The sequence below is a fragment of the Humibacillus xanthopallidus genome (assembly GCF_006717145.1).
GTDB lineage: Bacteria > Actinomycetota > Actinomycetes > Actinomycetales > Dermatophilaceae > Humibacillus > Humibacillus xanthopallidus.
The window spans coordinates 1,018,462-1,034,228 of record NZ_VFQF01000002.1 but is presented as its reverse complement, the minus strand read 5'-3'; the positions used below and the strand labels follow the sequence as shown (position 1 = coordinate 1,034,228).

Here is a 15,767-nt window from a genome sequence, read left to right as displayed (position 1 = left end):
GTGTGTCCTTCCTGACGCGCGCCTGCGGGGTTAGCTGTCGGGTTCGGGCGGTCAGGTGCCCGGCCGCTTGAGCGGCTTCACCCCGAGACCAGGACGGCGCTCACTACGCCGTCATCGCACGCTGTCGCTGCACGCTGGCCACACTGGGTCCCCCGTCCTCGCCCGGCCCGCGCGGTGCGGGCGACGTCTCTGGCTGGCGAGGCTCGGCGCGCTCAGAGACCGGATTGATGGGTGTCCATGTGAAGTTGTGGAGCGCGCCGGTGGCTTCCGGGCACGACAGGCGACCACATGGAAAGGAAGGAAAACCCCGATCCGGCTCCGGGTGAAGGAGGCCGCCGATCACCGACGGTACGTGAGCGAAACGCACGTGACAAGCCACACCGAGATCTTTTCGTGATCTGGACTTGACCATTCCTTGACATTCTCTGTGTCTGCTGTGACACCCCTGTGTGTCCCATTTCGAGCCGGTATGCCGTCCGGCTGGCCCGCGGAGTCGTCCGCGGCCCCCGCCCTGACTGCCGAATGGATTGCCGGAGAAGGGATTCCACATGACCTCGCCTGTCTGGAGCCGGACTGTCGAGGTTCTGCGGCCCCGGCAGCCAACGACGTTGAGCCGCAGCGAGATCTGGGGTCTCAGGTGCGCTGGCGCGACGTGTGATTGCGCAGGGCCTCCTCGCACCACTGCCAGAGATCACGCCTGCGGGCCGGGTCGAAGGTGATGGCCTCGGCCCGGGTGACCCGCCCGATCTCCACGTAGCCGTCGCGGAGCGAGGCGTGCGTGTCGCCGAGAGCGAGGCTCACGAGATGGCGCGCGGTCCGGCGTCTCGTCGTCGCCCCCGGCAGCAGGCTGAGCGCCGGCATGACCCGCCGCCACACCCAGTACTCGTAGGGCCGCATCTCACGGCCCAGGCCCGTTCCTGCCACGAGCCCGGGGTCGTAGACGTTGAGCCTGCGTCCTGAGGCCCCGAGACGCTCCGCCCAGTCGTGCGAGAGCGTGACGAGAGCGAGCTTGCTTGTCGCGTATGCCGTTCCGCCCGGCTCGCGCGTCCCGGGCCGAGGGCCTGTGGCCGGGGTCGCGAGCTCGTCTGGCGCCGCCCACTGCGGGTCTGGCACGAGGCCGAAGGACGCGCGCTTGCCACGGTGCGTCGACGACCCCATGAGGACGACGTGCGCCCGCGGGCCGAGCGCCTCCTCGATGCCGCGTAGCAGGGCGTGCTGAGCCAGGACGTTGACCGCGAAGGTCAGCTCGTAGCCCTGGGTGCTCGTGCCGTGGCGATCGCTCCGCTGGAGGCCGGCGTTGAGGACCGCCACGTCGATCGGCGGGATGTCCCCGCTCGTCACCATTCCCCGCACCACCTCGACGGCGCCGTCGACCGAGTCGAGGTCGGCGAGGTCGGCGATGACCGCATGGGCCGTCAGGCCGAGGCTGCGCGCTCGCGAAGCCGCGCTCTCGAGTCGGTCCCTGTCGCGTCCGAGGAGGACGATCGACGGACGCGAGGGATGCTCCAGCAGCTGCTGGAAGGCGGCCTCGCCGATCCCGCTCGTCGGACCGGTGAGCAGCACTGTGGGACGGCCCTGCGGGCCCTGGGCGCTCGACGTAGTGTCACTTTGTGTCATCTCCTGAGTATGCATAGTGACAGTTTGTGACGCAACGGTACTGTCGAACCATGCCGCGATCCGCAGAGCCGACGCGCGAGCGTCTGGTCGACGCCGCCTTCGCGCTCTTCACCGAGAACGGGTTCGCGAGGACGACGGTCGAGCAGATCACCCGGCGGGCGTGCGTGAGCCAGCGGACCTTCTTCCGGCACTTCCCCGACAAGGAGGAAGTTCTCTTCGCCGACGACGACCGCCTGCTGCCGACCATCATCGGCGCCATCTGCGCCGACGACGAGCCGGTGGCCGCGGAGGAGCTCATGGCCGATGTCCTGGGTGGCCTCGCCGCCGTTATGACTCCGGACCGCAACCGCCTGCGTGCTCGGCAGCAGATCGTCGACGGAGACGTCGCCCTCACCGGCCGTGAGCTGGCCAAGCAAGCCCAGTGGCAACCGAGCATCGCTGCCGCCCTCGTCGAGCGGGGCTTCCAGCCCCACACGTCAGACCTGCTGGCCGCCGTCGGCTTCACACTCTTCCGCGCGTCGCTGCACGAGTGGCTGCTCGACTACGACGGCCCGACGCTCCGGGAGCGCGTGGTCACGGCGCTTCCCGACGTGCGGGCGATGCTCGACGAGGTGAGCACACCGACCTGACGTCGTCACCCCGGTGACGACACGGCGCTGCCCGACCGGAGGAACCGAGCGGGAACGAGACGTCAGCCGCCGAATGGATTGCCGAAGAAGGGATTCCACGTCAGGCTGGCTCCGTTGGCGATGGCGATCGCTCCAGCGACCACCCCCACCGTGGCGAGGACCCCGGCGACGATCTGCGTCGACAGCCCGGCGGGCACGAGGCGTCTCACGATGGAGCGCGACCCCCGTCTCAGTGACGCGCCTCCGGGCCCCCACCACAGCATCGCCAGCCCGAGCGTGCCGCCGATGACGAGGGTCACGGGCGCACCCGGGCCGAGCTCGCCGCCCCGGGTGCCGGCCAGCAGCAGCGCTGACCCGAAGATCCCGGCGAGCGCCACGCCGACCGGGAGGATGAGACTCACCGCGGTGGCGATGACGCCGACGACGAGGTGCCACGGACTCGTGACGACGGCCATCGCGACGTCGCTGCGCCTCCGGCCGTGCTCGTAGCGCCGCAGCACGAGCGAGGTGAAGGAGAGGTCCGTCGCCCGGGCGATGACCGACCAGCCGACGAGCACGAGGAGGGCGACGCCGGGCCATGCCGCGAGCGCGCCGACCCACGCGAGAGCGGCGGCACCGAGCAGGCCCGTGCGCATGGCCAGGCCGATGCGCGGGTCTCCCTCACGGGGAGCGACCTCCTCCTCGTCCTCGGGCAGGCCCCGGCCCCAGTAGTCGTCGGTCGTCGGCAGGTCGCCGCGGGCCGGCTCGATCGCCTGTCCACCGTCGCGGCCGTCGTGGCCGTCGTCGTAGGCGCCGTAGCCGTCCGGGACGGCGTAGTCGTCGTAGCCGTCGCGTGCGCCAGGTGCGGGAGCTGCAGCAGGGGGCGCCCACGACGGCTGCTGCGGCGCGGCGCGCGCAGGCAGCTCGGGGGGCACGGGCGGCATCACCGAGGTGCTCCGCTCCTGCAGCACCTGCGTCGACCCGGGCGGCAGCGGTGGCGGCTCCACGCGGGTCGTCTCGTCGTCCCACGGCCCCCCGCGGGGGGTCGGCACCGTGGCAGCCCGCCCGGCGGCATACTGCTCCAGGGCAGCGATGACGTCGTCGGCGTGGGGCCGCCTCGAGGGGTCGGGCGACAGCGCCGCCCGCAGCAGCGGGACGAGGAGCGGGTCGACGCCGTCGAGGTCGACGTCCCCTGCCCGCACCCGCGTGAGCACGGCGTCCATGCGGGCGCGACCGAAGGGCGGGCGGCCCGACGCCGCGAAGGTGATCGTCGCAGCCCACCCCCACCAGTCGGTGGCGTCGGTGATCTCGGCGCCCTCGACGAGCTCGGGCGAGAGGTAGCCCGGGGTGCCCATGACGAGCCCGCCGACGGTGTGACGCACGTCGTCCTGCAGGTGAGCGATGCCGAAGTCGATGAGCACGGGCTCGCCGTCCTCGAGGAGGACGTTGCCCGGCTTGATGTCGCGGTGCACGACGCCGCAGGCGTGGATGGCGCGGATCGCCTCCGCGACGCCTCGGGCGAGCCGGAGCAGCTCGTCGGGCGCGAGCGGGCCGTGCTGCTCGACGGTCTCGTCGAGCGCCGGGCCCGGCACGTAGCGGGTCACGATGTAGGGGCGCGGCCCCATGACGTCGGCGTCGATGACGCTCGCGACCCGGTCGTCGCGGATGCGCGAGAGCGTGTCGACCTCGCGGGCAAGACGACGGCGCGCGTCGTCGTCGTGGGCGATGTGGGCCCGCAGCACCTTGATCGCGACCGCGCGACCGCGCGGGTCGAGGGCGAGGTGGACGACGCCCATGCCGCCCTCACCGATCTCCTCGATGAGGCGGTAGGGCCCGAGCCGCTCGTGCCGCTCACGGGGTATGCCGTCGCGGCCGTCCGGCTCGGCGGCGCGCACGCCGGACGGCGGGCTGGGCGCCCGCTCGGTCCGGTCGTATGCCGTCATCCCCCTACGGTATGCGACCGAGCGCTGCGACCGGCACCGGACAGCCGCGGAGCGGCGCACCCGACAGCCGCGGAGCAGCACCCCGGCGCGGGCGCGCAGGTGTGGGGGCGCTCAGTTGGTGATGTAGTCGCGCAGCGCGTCGCGCTCGGACTGCAGCTCGCTCAGGCGGTGCTTGACGATGTCGCCGATGCTGACGATCGCCGTGAGCTTGCCCTCCTCGTCGACGATCGGCACGTGGCGCACGCGCATCTCGGTCATCGTGCCCGCGAGGTCGGCGATGTTGTCGCCGGCCGAGCCCGTCGTCACGTCGCTCGTCATGATGGCCGACACCGGGCCGCCGAGCACGGACGTGCCCGTGCCGTGCAGGTGCCGCACGATGTCACGCTCGCTGACGATGCCCTCGACGGTGGTGCCGTCGGTGCTGACGACGATCGCGCCGATGCGGTGCTCGTCGAGCAGCGCAAGCAGATGGCTCACCGTGTCGTCGGGTTGGATCGTCACGACGCCCCCGCCCTTGGACCGCAGAACGTCCGAAATCTTCATGGCGACCTCCGTCTCGAGTCGGCACTTGCCGGCAACCTCCGGCGCACCGGTGCCCTAGTCCTGACCCTAGAGCGGGACTCGTCCGGGCGCCACCGTTCTCTCGTTAGAGTGGGCTGCGCACCGTGGCGACCACCACCATCCGAGACAGTCGGCCCCGATCGACCGGTTCGGACCCACCCGCAGCCCGGACCGGCACGCCGCCGGTCCAGTCAGAGCAGGAGTTGATTGCGTGCCGTCTGCACGGCAGACCTACGACCTCGTCATCGCGGCGAACCGCCTGCCCGTCGACAAGGTCGTCACCGACAGCGGCGAGGTCGAGTGGCGGCGCAGCCCCGGCGGCCTCGTCACGGCCATGGAGTCGGTGATGCGCAGCCAGCCCGGCGCGTGGGTCGGCTGGGCCGGTGACACCGGCGAGGCGCCCGAGCCCTTCGACGAGGACGGCATCCACCTGCGCCCCGTGCCGCTCTCGCCCGACGAGGTGCGCGACTACTACGAGGGCTTCTCCAACGACACCCTGTGGCCGATCTACCACGACGTCATCGTGCCTGCCTCCTTCCACCGCGACTGGTGGTCGAGCTACCAGACCGTCAACCAGCGCTTCGCCGAGGCGGTCGCCGAGGTCGCGGCCGACGGCGCCCGCGTGTGGGTGCAGGACTACCAGCTCCAGCTGGTGCCGGCCCTCGTGCGCAAGCTGCGCCCCGACGTGCGCATCGGGTGGTTCAACCACATCCCCTTCCCCCCGGTCGAGCTCTTCGCCCAGCTGCCGTGGCGCACGCAGCTGCTCGACGGGCTGCTCGGCGCCGACTTCCTCGGCTTCCAGCGCCAGGCCGACTCGCGCAACTTCGTTAGGGCGTGCCGGCAGCTGCTCGGCGCCCCCACCAAGCGCGACCTCGTCACCGTCGAGGGCAGCCACCGCCGGGTGCGTGCGGCCGCCATCCCCATCTCCGTCGACTTCAAGGGGCTCGAGGAGCTCGCCAAGCGGCCGGACGTCATGGACCGCGCCCGCGAGATCCGCGCCAGCCTCGGCAACCCCAAGGTGCTGATGCTCGGGGTCGACCGCCTCGACTACACGAAGGGCATCCGCCACCGGCTCAAGGCCTACGAGGAGCTGCTCAGCGAGCGGCGGATCGGGCCGCCCGACGTGACCCTCGTGCAGGTGGCGACGCCGAGCCGCGAGCGCGTCGATGCCTACCGCAACCTGAGGAACGAGGTCGAGCAGACCGTCGGACGCATCAACGGCGAGCTCGGCAAAATCGGCTCGCCAGCCGTGCACTACCTCCACCACTCCTACCCGCGCGAGGAGATGGCGGCGCTCTTCCAGGCGGCCGACGTCATGCTCGTCACCCCCCTGCGCGACGGGATGAACCTCGTGGCCAAGGAGTACGTCACGTGCCGCCACGACCTCGGCGGAGCGCTCGTGCTGTCGGAGTTCACCGGCGCGTGGCACGAGCTGCACCAGGCCTTCGCGTGCAACCCGCACGACATCGAGGGGCTCAAGCAGACGATCCTGCGAGCCATCAACACCCCGGCCAAGGACAAGCAGCGCATCATGCGAGCCCTGCGCCGACGGGTCGCCGACCACGACGTCCAGCGTTGGGCAGCGCGCTACCTCGCCGCTCTCGACGCCGCACCCGACGTGCCGCGCCCCAGCAAGGTCGCCGGCGCCGACCCGCTCGCCGGGCCAGGCGCCGACCCGACCGCCATGCACCTCGGGGGCATCAGCACCGCAGAGAGGGCCACCTTCGCATGACCGACGGACTGCCTGCGCTCCTCGAGACCCTCGAGGAGGTGGCCGCTGCGAAGCGGCTGCTGCTCGCCACCGACTACGACGGGGTGCTGGCCCGCTTCGCCGCCGACCCCATGCGGGCCACCGCCGAGCCCGGCACGATCGACACGCTGCGGTCGCTCGCCGACCTGCCTGGCCTGCACGTCGCCGTCGTCTCGGGCCGCGACCTCAAGACCCTGCGGCGCCTCACCGGCATCGACGAGGACGAGCCGATCGTGCTCATCGGCAGCCACGGAGCCGAATCCTCCGACGAGGCAGTGCGATCGGCGATGGAACACGCTGCCGTGACCCCCGACGACGAGGTGACGCTCACCGAGCTCCGCTCCGACATCGAGGCCCTCGTCAAGGAGCACCATCCCGAGGCGGGCATCGAGTACAAGGCGGCCGCCGTCGTCGTCCACACGCGCGGGCTCTCGCGCGAGCTGTCCGACGCCGCGATCGCCGATGCCCGGCGCCTCGCGCTCGAGCACCCCGGCGTCAAGGTGCTGAAGGGCAAGTCGGTGCTCGAGCTCTCGGTGTCGCACGCCGACAAGGGCTCTGCCGTCACGGCCCTGGGCCGCAGCGTCGACGCCGTCGCCCGCATCTACTTCGGCGACGACGTGACCGACGAGGACGCCTTCATGCGCATGCGTCGTCCCCAGGACGTCACCGTCAAGGTCGGCACCGGCTCGACGGCGGCCCGGTTCCGGCTCGACGACGAGGCTGCCGTCGCCCGCGTGCTCACCCGGCTCTGGCAGCTCTGCTCGGCTGCGCACGTGCCCAGCTGAGCCCCGTCACTGCGCCCCGTGCGCCCCGGCCACGCAACCCACCCCCGGTGGGCACTCGCTCAGGCGGGCGGCATACGACAGTCAGCGGCGACGGACCGCGCCGGTGGAGCCGCGCACGACGAGCTCGGGCCTGAAGACGTATTCGGCTCGGGGAGAAGGCTGCCCGGCGATCTCGTCGAGCAGCGCCCGCACCGTCGCCGCGCTCATCGCGTTGACGCTCTGGCGCACCGTGGTCAGCGGCGGGTCCGTGAAGGCGATGAGGGTGGAGTCGTCGTAGCCGACGACCGAGAAGTCGCGAGGCACCTGGAGGCCACGCTTGCGTGCCTCGCGGATGGCGCCGAGCGCCATGAGGTCGGAGCCGCACACGACCGCCGTGGCACCGCGGTCGAGCAGGCGCCCTGCCGCCGTGGCGCCTCCTTCGACCGTGAAGAGGGAGCGCTCGATGAGGTCGTCGACGTCGGGGCGGCCCGTCAGCTCCTGCATCGAGTGCCGGAAGCCCGCGATCTTGCGGATGACCGGCACGTAGCGGTCGGGCCCGACGGCCAGGCCGATCTCGCGGTGACCGAGGCTGACGAGGTGCTCGAGGGCGAGGCCCATCGACGCCACGTCGTCGTTGGAGATGAACGGCGCGTCCACGCCCTCGATGTAGCCGTTGACGAGCACAAGCGGCAGGCCACGGTCGCGCAGCGCGATGTAGCGGTCGGGGTCGGTCGTCGTGTCGGCGTGCAGACCCGAGATGAAGATGATGCCGGCGACGCCGCGCTCGAGCAGCATCTGCACGTAGTCGTCCTCGTGCACTCCGCCGGCGACCTGCGTGCAGAGGACGGGCGTGTAGCCGTTCTGTGCCAGGGAGTTCTCGATGATCTGGGCGAAGGCGGGGAAGATCGGGTTCGTGAGCTCCGGGACGATGAGGCCGACGAGCCCAGCGCTCTTGCGGCGCAGGCGAGACGGCCGGTCGTAGCCCAGGACGTCGAGCGCGGTGAGGACCGCCTGCCGGGTCGCCTCGGCGACGCCCGGCTTGCCGTTGAGCACCCGGGACACCGTCGCCTCGGACACCCCGGCCTGGTCGGCGATGTCCTTGAGCCGAGCTCTCACCTCACCTCCCCTTTCGCCGCGCGTGCCGCGCTCCTCCGTCGGTGGGCTTCCAGGTCCAGATGCGGACCAGAGCGTTGTCGGCGCCCAGTGTGACAGTTCCACCGGCAATCTCCGGACCGGGTCCGTATGCCGGTGCTCCGTTCTCGATGCCCGCGAGGTGGTGTTCCGGCAGGACCACAGGCGCGTGGGCGTCGCGGGCCACGTGCACGAGGGCGACCTCCTGCTCGGTCTCGCGGAGGAAGACGATGGCGTCACCCTCGGCGTGGACCCAGCGCAGACCGCCGCGACGCAGCGCCACCGAGCCCTTGCGGGCAGCGATGAGTCCGCGATAGACCGCGAGCGTGTCTGTGTCCCAATGGGACTCGTCCCACGGCATGGGTCGGCGCCCGTCCTCGCCGAAGGTGCCCTCCATGCCGATCTCGTCGCCGTAGGTGAGCATCGGCATCGACGGGAAGGTGAAGAGCAGGCCGGCGGCCGTCTCGACGCTGCCCGGGCCGACGAGCGTGCGGATGCGGGGCACGTCGTGCGAGCCGACCAGGTTGAAGGAGTGGACGAGGGACTGCCACGCGATCCGCGAGGTGAAGTCGCGCATCGTGTCGACGACCGCGCCGGCGTCGAGGTGCGGCAGCGGCACCGGCGCGCCGAGGAAGCGCGGGTCCTTGGGCTCCTCGCGCAGCCACGTCCACGCCGGCTTGCAGAAACCGGCGTAGTTCATGACGCCGTGCCAGCCGTCACCGGGCATGTCGGGCGTGTAGTCGTGGAAGTGCTCCCCCACGAGCAGGGCGTCCGGGGCGACCCGGGCCATGACGTCGCGCATCTGCCGCGCGACGTCGTGGTTGACGTCGGTGTCGCGCCAGCGTCCTGTCATGTTGGCGACGTCGACGCGCCAGCCGTCGAGGCCACCGGAGCGGCCGAGCCACTTGCGCACGACGCCCTGGGGGTGCTCGAAAATGCGCTGGCGCAGGGCCGCGTTGAGGTGGTTGAGCTTGGGCAGGGTGGGCACGCCGAGCCACGCGACGTAGCTGCCGTCCTCCCAGATGTAGTAGTCGCGCTCCGGCCGTCGCTTGCCGTCCGGCCCGGACGCGGCGAGGAACCACTCGTGGGCGTCGCCCGTGTGGTTCGTCGTGAAGTCGCCCATGACCTTGAGACCGCGCTGGTGGGCCGACGACGTGAGCCGTCGCAGGGCTGGCGCCCCACCAAGCAACGGGTCGATCTGCTCGAACGACGACGCGTCGTAGCGGTGGTTGGAGCGGGCCGGAAAGAACGGCGTCAGGTAGACGACATCGACGCCCAGCGACTCGAGGTGGTCGAGGTGCTCGGTGACACCGTCGAGGTCGCCGCCGTAGAGCTGGTGCGCGACCCCCCTCGTGCTGAGGTCGACCGGGTCGGACCAGTCGGCGGGGATCGCCCAGTCCGGCGTCTCGTGGCGGTCGGCCCGCCGCGAGCGCGCGAAGCGGTCGGGGAAGATCTGGTAGACGACGGCGCCGAGCGCCCACGCCGGCGGAGGGCTGTCGTGCGCCACCAGACGGAAGTCGCTCGCATCGGGCAGGTCGCGCGTGTGCATGCCGGTGCCGTTGAGCCACTGGTACTTCGTCGGTCCGCCGGTGAGCAGGAAGCGGTAGGTGGTGACTGGGTTGTGGCAGGTCAGCGTCGCCCTCCACCAGTCGTCGGTTGCCGTCGTGCGCACCCGCTTGGCGACCGTGAAGGTCGCCTCGCCGTCAGGGGCGGTGCGCACGTGGACGGCCTCCACCTCGGCCTCGAGAGGCACCCGGAGCAGCACGTCGACGCGGTCACCGAGACGGGGGCTCTGGTTGGAGACGTAGCGCCCCGACCCGTCATGGTGCGGCTGGCTCAGCCACGTCTGCTGGCGGGTCGGGGCGTCTGTCACTTCACCGAGCCCGTCGTGAGTCCGCCGACGAGCTGACGCTGGAAGGCGAGGTAGAGCACCATGACGGGGAGCGACGCCAGCAGCGCGCCGGCCGTGAAGCGGCCGAAGAGCGTGTTGGCCTCGTTGCCGAGCGTCATGCCGTAGAGCCCCACACCGAGCGTCTGGGTGTCGACGTCGGTGAGGAAGATGCTCGCGAGCATGAACTCGCCGTAGAGGCCGACGAAGACGAGCATGAAGACGGTAACGAGGATCGGCATGACGAGGCGCAGGGTCATCGTGAAGAAGATCCTGACGTGGCTCGCCCCGTCGACGATTGCGGCCTCGTCGAGCTCACGCGGCACCGTGTCGAAGTAGCCCTTGAGCAGCCAGACGTTGGCGCCGAGCGCACCGCCGAGGTAGGCGAGGATCAGACCGGCCAGCGTGTTGAGGCCGAAGGCCGGTAGGACGTCGCCGATGCCCGCGAAGATGATGTACATCGCGACGATCGCGAGCAGGGCCGGGAAGAACGTCGTCAGCAGCAGGAACATCATGCCGGGACGGCGGCCCTTGAACCGCAGCCGCGAGAAGGCGAAGGCCGCGCACGCGCCGACGAAGACGGCGCCGAGGGCGCCGATCGTCGAGACGATCATCGAGTTCTTGTACCAGGTCCAGTACGGGCGGGACTCGTCGTTGAAGAGCGCCTGGAAGTTGACGGTCGAGAACCCCGACGGAAGGAGGCTCGCCGTGTTGAGCGTGCCCGAGGGGTTCGTCGCGGCCGAGTAGATGAAGAGGATCGGGAAGAGTGCCCAGACGAGGGCGAGGATGCCCAGCAGATGGCGCCACCACACGTGGCCACCGAGGCCACGGCGTCCGGGTGACGGGGGCGTGGGCTGCTCGTGGGTCTCCGACTCGAGACGCTTCTCGAGCCGTGGGTCAGCAGGGACGGGAGCGTTGACGGATGACATCAGTTGATCTCCTCGAGAGCCTTGGTGCGACGGAAGCCCGGGATGCTCATCAGGGCGACGATGATGAAGATGATGACCGACACCGCTGCGGCGAAGCCGTAGTTGGGTGCGCTTCCCGAGAAGGCCAGGCGATAGGCATAGGTGATGAGCAGGTCGCTCGAGCCGATCGAGGTGTCCGCTCCGTTGAAGGGCCCGCCCTTGGTCAGCAGGAAGATGAGCCCGAAGTTGTTGAAGTTGAAGGCGAACGACGCGAGGAGAAGTGGCCCGACGGCGACGAGCAGCAGGGGCATGATGATGGACCGCAGCGTGCGGAACGCATTGGCGCCGTCGATCGTGGCCGCCTCACGCACGTCCTGCGGGATCGACTGGAGTGCACCGGTGCACACGATGAACATGTACGGGAAGCCGAGCCACAGGTTGGTGAGGAGAATGGCTGTCTTGGCGCCGAGGTCCGTGCCGAGCCAGTCGACGTTGAGGCCGGTCAGCTGGTTGATGATGCCGTAGTCCTGGTTGAACATGCCCTTCCAGACCAGCGCCGTCACGAAGATCGGCAGGGCGTACGGCAGGATCAGCAGTGATCGATAGACCCCCTTGAAGCGCAGCCTCGGATCGTTGAAGAGCAGGGCGATGAGCATGCCCAGCAGGAACGTCGAGAGCACCGAGAAGATCGCGAAGAAGAGGTTCCAGAGGAAGATGCTGACGAATCCCTCGCGGAGAGTCGAGTCGGTGAAGATCCGGGTGTAGTTCGCGAGACCGACGCCTTCCTTCCAGCCCTGCGGAAGGGTCTGCGAGGGATTGGCCACGTTGGTCCACCGAGCGTCTGCGGGCGCGTAGACCGTCGGTGGCGTCGTCGAGCTGTCGGTGATCCGGTCGGTCGCCGCGTCGTAGCTCATCGTCGGCTTGCCCTCGAAGGCCTCGGAGAGACCGACGGGCTTGATGCCGCCGCCGTCAGAGGTCGGCACGGCGATCTTCGAGAGGTCCGCGCTCCGGGCGTTGACCTGGCGCGCGGTGAGGAGGGTGTAGCCGGGTGCCGTGAGGATCTTGCCGGAGGGGGCCTTCGTCACACCCTCGGGAGCAAGCGGCTTGAGGCCGCTCGTGTCACCCACGAAGGTCGCGCCAGCGGGGTCGGTGAGGAGCAGGATGAGGTCCGCCGTCTCGACGCTCGCGCGCTCCTTGACCGCCACGCTCATCTTGTATCTCGGGGCTCCCGGCACCTCTCGCACCGACTGGGCGACAATGTCGGTGACCGACTCCTCCTTGGAGTAGAGGTGCCCGTCACCGTAGTTCGTGAAGGAGAGGTTGGCGGTGTAGACGACCGGCCACAGCTGGAAGAGGATCATCAGCAGCACGCCGGGGGCGAGGTACTTCAGGGGCACGCCGCGTCGCGTCGCGTAGATGGCGAGGATGCCGAGGCCGACCATCCCGGCGAGAACGACGGCGAGCGTGTTGCCCGCCTCGGCGAGCTTGGTGGCGATCACAAAGGCACCGACCACCGCTGCGGCGATGAGGACCCACTTGATCGCGAGAGCGATGGGCTTCGTCATGGAGACACGTCCTTTTGCGCCGACCGGCGCCGTTGCCGAAGATGCACGAGGGAGAGGTCCCGGAGGCCTCTCAGATCGACTCCACATGGAGGCGACCGACGAGCCGGGCCCCGGGGTCCGCCACGCGGGCGGACCCCGGAACCCTTTCTACATCAAGGAAGCTCAGCCCTTGGCGATGTTCGCCTCGATCTCCTTGGCGGCGGCGGCGAGGCGCTCCTGGGCGCCCGCCTTGCCGGCGATGATGTCAGCGGTCGCCTGGCCGAACGGGCCCCAGACCGAGTTCATCGCGGGGATGTTCGGCATCGGCGCACCGTCGACGCCGGCCTCGTACCACGCCTTGACGTCGGGGTCGGTGGCCGCAACCTGGTCGTAGGCCTCCTTGAGGGCCGGCGGGCGCTTGCCGACCTCGAAGAGGGCGAGCTGGACGTCCTTGCGCGGGATGTAGTTCGTGACGAACTCCTGCGCGAGGGCGGCGTTCTTGGCCTTGCTCGAGACGTAGAACATCTGGACACCGAGGAAGGGCTTCATCGGGCCACCGCCGGTGAGGCTCGGCAGCGGGGCGATGCCGTAGTTGATGCCCGCCTCCTTGGCCTTGGCGACGCTCCACGGGCCGCTGATCATGAACGGGGCGGCCTTCGTGTCGAAGAGCGCGTCCTGGTTCGTGTCGTCGACGTTGGTCGAGAGGACCTTCTTCTTGCCGAGCTCGGCGAGGACGTCGCCGCCCTTGACGGAGCCGGCGCTGTCGACGATGACCTTGTTGGGGTCGTAGCCACCCTGGGCGTTGAGGCCGAAGATGCCGCCGCCCTCGAAGGCCGAGAGGTAGGGGTAGGCGAAGTAGGCGTTGCCGACCTTGGAGACGAACTGCGACAGGACCTGCTTGGCCTTGCCCTCCTTGACGAGCTTCTCACCGGTGGCGACGAGCTCGTCCATGGTCTTCGGCGGGTTCGGGACGAGGTCCTTGTTGTACATGAGGCCGATGTTCTCGACGGCGTAGGGCACGCCGTAGGACTGGCCGTTGAACTTCGTCGCGTCGATCGCCTTGGGGAGGAACTTCGCAGCCACGTCGGAGGCGAGGTTGACCGGGGCGACCGTGGAGTTCTGCACGAGCTCGCCGAGCCAGTCGTGGGCGCCGACGATGACGTCGGGACCCTTGCCGACCTTCGTGGCGTCCTTGAACTGCTGACGCGTGTCGGTCGAGATCTGGACCTTGACCGTCACGCCGTTCTCGGCGGCGAACTGGTCGGCGTACTTCTGCACGGCCGCGGAGCGGTCGGCGTCGGTCCAGATGACGAGGTCCACGTTCGCGTCACGCACGGGAGCCGCGGTGCCGGTGGGGGTCTCGGGAACGCCGGTCGTGGTCGCCTTCGCGGTGCCGGCGGCAGTGTTGGACGGGGTGGTGGGGCTGGACCCACCGCAGGCGCTGAGGGCCAGGGCGGCGACACCCGTGACAGCAACAGCACCAAGCGCACGCTTGTGCATGGATTCTCCTTTGAAGCCAGGTGGCACACGCCGCCACCGGTGGGCCCGAATGTAGCAAGAACTTGCAGGCTGGGGAAACCCGCTTGCAGCAAGTTCTTGCAACGTTCTGGTCAAGGATTTCCTCGCCCAGGAGCCCACCGTGCGGTTCCGGCCGCGGACAGACCGACGTTTGCACGCGGCCGGAATCAGTGCGACCGATGTCCTGGATTGACGACCGAACCGTGCCCTCACTGTGTCTGTTCCGAGACCTGCGAGACAAGGACTCGCGCAAACCATCAGGGGCCTGTGCAGTCCCTGTGCCGGCACCCCAGAGGCCCGCGAGCTGGGACACGTCTGGTCAACCCGTCGACCATGGGCCATGATGGCCCTGCCCGTCCGCTCGGGTGGGTAGCCCTTTACAACGGATCGTCCGGCACGTTCCTGCCGGTGAAGGAAGGCAATGAAGCCATGGCAACTGTGACGTTCGACAACGCGACGAGGCAGTACCCCGGGAACCCGATTCCCTCCGTCGACAAGCTCAACATCGAGATCGCGGACGGAGAGTTCCTCGTCCTCGTCGGTCCCTCCGGATGTGGCAAGTCCACCTCCCTGCGCATGCTCGCCGGCCTCGAGGAGGTCAACGGCGGCCGCATCCTCATCGGTGACCGCGACGTGACGAACCTGTCCCCCAAGGACCGCGACGTCGCGATGGTGTTCCAGAACTACGCGCTCTACCCGCACATGACGGTCGCCGACAACATGGGCTTCGCGCTCAAGATCGCCGGCGTCGACAAGGGCGAGATCCGCAAGCGCGTCGAAGAGGCCGCCAAGATCCTCGACCTCACCCCGTACCTCGACCGCAAGCCGAAGGCCCTCTCCGGTGGCCAGCGCCAGCGCGTCGCGATGGGTCGCGCGATCGTGCGCTCCCCCCAGGTCTTCCTCATGGACGAGCCGCTGTCCAACCTCGACGCGAAGCTGCGCGTGCAGACGCGCACCCAGATCGCCTCGCTCCAGCGCCGTCTCGGCGTCACGACGGTCTACGTCACGCACGACCAGGTCGAGGCCATGACGATGGGTGACCGCGTCGCGGTCCTCAAGGACGGCATCCTCCAGCAGTGCGACAGCCCGCGCCGCATGTACGACCACCCGGCCAACGTCTTCGTCGCCGGCTTCATCGGCTCCCCCGCGATGAACCTCATGGAGGTTCCGGTCACCGACGGTGGCGTCGACCTGCACGGCCACACCGTGCCGATCGCGCGTGAGGACCTCTCGGGCGTGGGCAAGACCGTCACGCTCGGTGTGCGGCCGGAGGACCTCGACCTGTCGACCGACTCCTCAGGCATCCCCGTCACGGTCGACGTCGTCGAGGAGCTCGGCGCCGACGCCTACATCTACGGCACGTCGGAGCAGAAGCTCCTCGAGGCCACGGGTGAGAACGCCGGTGCCGTGCCGTTCATCGCTCGCGTCGACGGCCGTCGCCCCCCGGAGAAGGGCGAGAAGATCTACCTCAAGCCGAAGTCGGGCCACGTGCACGTCTTCAACTCCGAGTCAGGCCTGCGCGTCGGCGACTGAGT

At 69.7% G+C, this 15,767-nt stretch carries 12 protein-coding genes and 1 riboswitch; of the genes, 4 read left to right on the top strand and 8 right to left on the bottom strand.

The annotated features are described in order from the left end of the window. Positions 1 to 25: 25 nt before the first annotated feature. Positions 26 to 155, bottom strand: a riboswitch (cyclic di-AMP (ydaO/yuaA leader). Between the two features lie 478 nt (positions 156 to 633). Continuing rightward, positions 634 to 1,617, bottom strand: coding sequence for an SDR family NAD(P)-dependent oxidoreductase (locus FHX52_RS15490; protein ID WP_185747310.1), 984 nt, complete (start codon positions 1,615 to 1,617; stop codon positions 634 to 636). 50 nt (positions 1,618 to 1,667) lie between these two features. Between FHX52_RS15490 and FHX52_RS15485 the strand changes: the two genes are divergently transcribed. After that, entirely contained in the window at positions 1,668 to 2,246 is a 579-nt protein-coding gene (locus FHX52_RS15485) for a TetR/AcrR family transcriptional regulator (RefSeq protein ID WP_141823216.1), read from the top strand. A gap of 62 nt (positions 2,247 to 2,308) precedes the next feature. On the opposite strand, the gene FHX52_RS15480 is transcribed toward FHX52_RS15485, so the two are convergent. Further along, the gene (locus FHX52_RS15480; RefSeq protein WP_141823215.1) at positions 2,309 to 4,168 is read right to left on the bottom strand and encodes a serine/threonine-protein kinase; all 1,860 of its coding nucleotides are present in this window, start codon (positions 4,166 to 4,168) and stop codon (positions 2,309 to 2,311) included. Positions 4,169 to 4,279: 111 nt separating this feature from the next. Then, positions 4,280 to 4,711 (bottom strand): CBS domain-containing protein, encoded by a 432-nt coding sequence (locus tag FHX52_RS15475; RefSeq protein ID WP_141823214.1) that lies wholly within the window; start codon positions 4,709 to 4,711, stop codon positions 4,280 to 4,282. 229 nt (positions 4,712 to 4,940) lie between these two features. On the opposite strand from FHX52_RS15475, the gene FHX52_RS15470 reads away from it, so the two are divergent. Together FHX52_RS15470 and otsB are read left to right on the top strand one after the other, a co-directional pair. Then, positions 4,941 to 6,461, top strand: a complete 1,521-nt coding sequence (locus tag FHX52_RS15470) for an alpha,alpha-trehalose-phosphate synthase (UDP-forming) (RefSeq protein ID WP_246070027.1) — start codon at positions 4,941 to 4,943, stop codon at positions 6,459 to 6,461. Continuing rightward, positions 6,458 to 7,264, top strand: coding sequence for a trehalose-phosphatase (gene otsB / locus FHX52_RS15465; protein ID WP_141823213.1), 807 nt, complete (start codon positions 6,458 to 6,460; stop codon positions 7,262 to 7,264). The genes FHX52_RS15470 and otsB overlap by 4 nt, the downstream gene beginning before the upstream one ends. A gap of 81 nt (positions 7,265 to 7,345) precedes the next feature. On the opposite strand, the gene FHX52_RS15460 is transcribed toward otsB, so the two are convergent. The 5 genes from FHX52_RS15460 to FHX52_RS15440 all read right to left on the bottom strand — a co-directional run bounded on the left by FHX52_RS15460 (position 7,346) and on the right by FHX52_RS15440 (position 14,214). After that, positions 7,346 to 8,359: a LacI family DNA-binding transcriptional regulator gene (locus tag FHX52_RS15460; protein WP_141823212.1), complete on the bottom strand. Its 1,014-nt coding sequence runs from the start codon at positions 8,357 to 8,359 to the stop codon at positions 7,346 to 7,348. 1 nt (position 8,360) lies between these two features. Then, positions 8,361 to 10,247, bottom strand: a complete 1,887-nt coding sequence (locus tag FHX52_RS15455) for a glycoside hydrolase family 13 protein (protein ID WP_141823211.1) — start codon at positions 10,245 to 10,247, stop codon at positions 8,361 to 8,363. Next, on the bottom strand, positions 10,244 to 11,191 hold the full coding sequence (locus FHX52_RS15450; protein WP_141823210.1) for a sugar ABC transporter permease: 948 nt from the start codon (positions 11,189 to 11,191) through the stop codon (positions 10,244 to 10,246). The genes FHX52_RS15455 and FHX52_RS15450 overlap by 4 nt, the downstream gene beginning before the upstream one ends. Next, on the bottom strand, positions 11,191 to 12,735 hold the full coding sequence (locus tag FHX52_RS15445; RefSeq protein WP_141823209.1) for an ABC transporter permease subunit: 1,545 nt from the start codon (positions 12,733 to 12,735) through the stop codon (positions 11,191 to 11,193). Before FHX52_RS15445 ends, FHX52_RS15450 begins: the two co-directional genes overlap by 1 nt. 162 nt (positions 12,736 to 12,897) lie before the next feature. Then, positions 12,898 to 14,214 carry a sugar ABC transporter substrate-binding protein gene (locus FHX52_RS15440; RefSeq protein WP_141823208.1) on the bottom strand — a complete coding sequence of 439 codons (1,317 nt, stop codon included), beginning with the start codon at positions 14,212 to 14,214 and terminating at the stop codon, positions 12,898 to 12,900. A gap of 447 nt (positions 14,215 to 14,661) precedes the next feature. On the opposite strand from FHX52_RS15440, the gene FHX52_RS15435 reads away from it, so the two are divergent. Continuing rightward, positions 14,662 to 15,765 (top strand): ABC transporter ATP-binding protein, encoded by a 1,104-nt coding sequence (locus FHX52_RS15435; protein WP_141823207.1) that lies wholly within the window; start codon positions 14,662 to 14,664, stop codon positions 15,763 to 15,765. Positions 15,766 to 15,767: the final 2 nt, after the last annotated feature.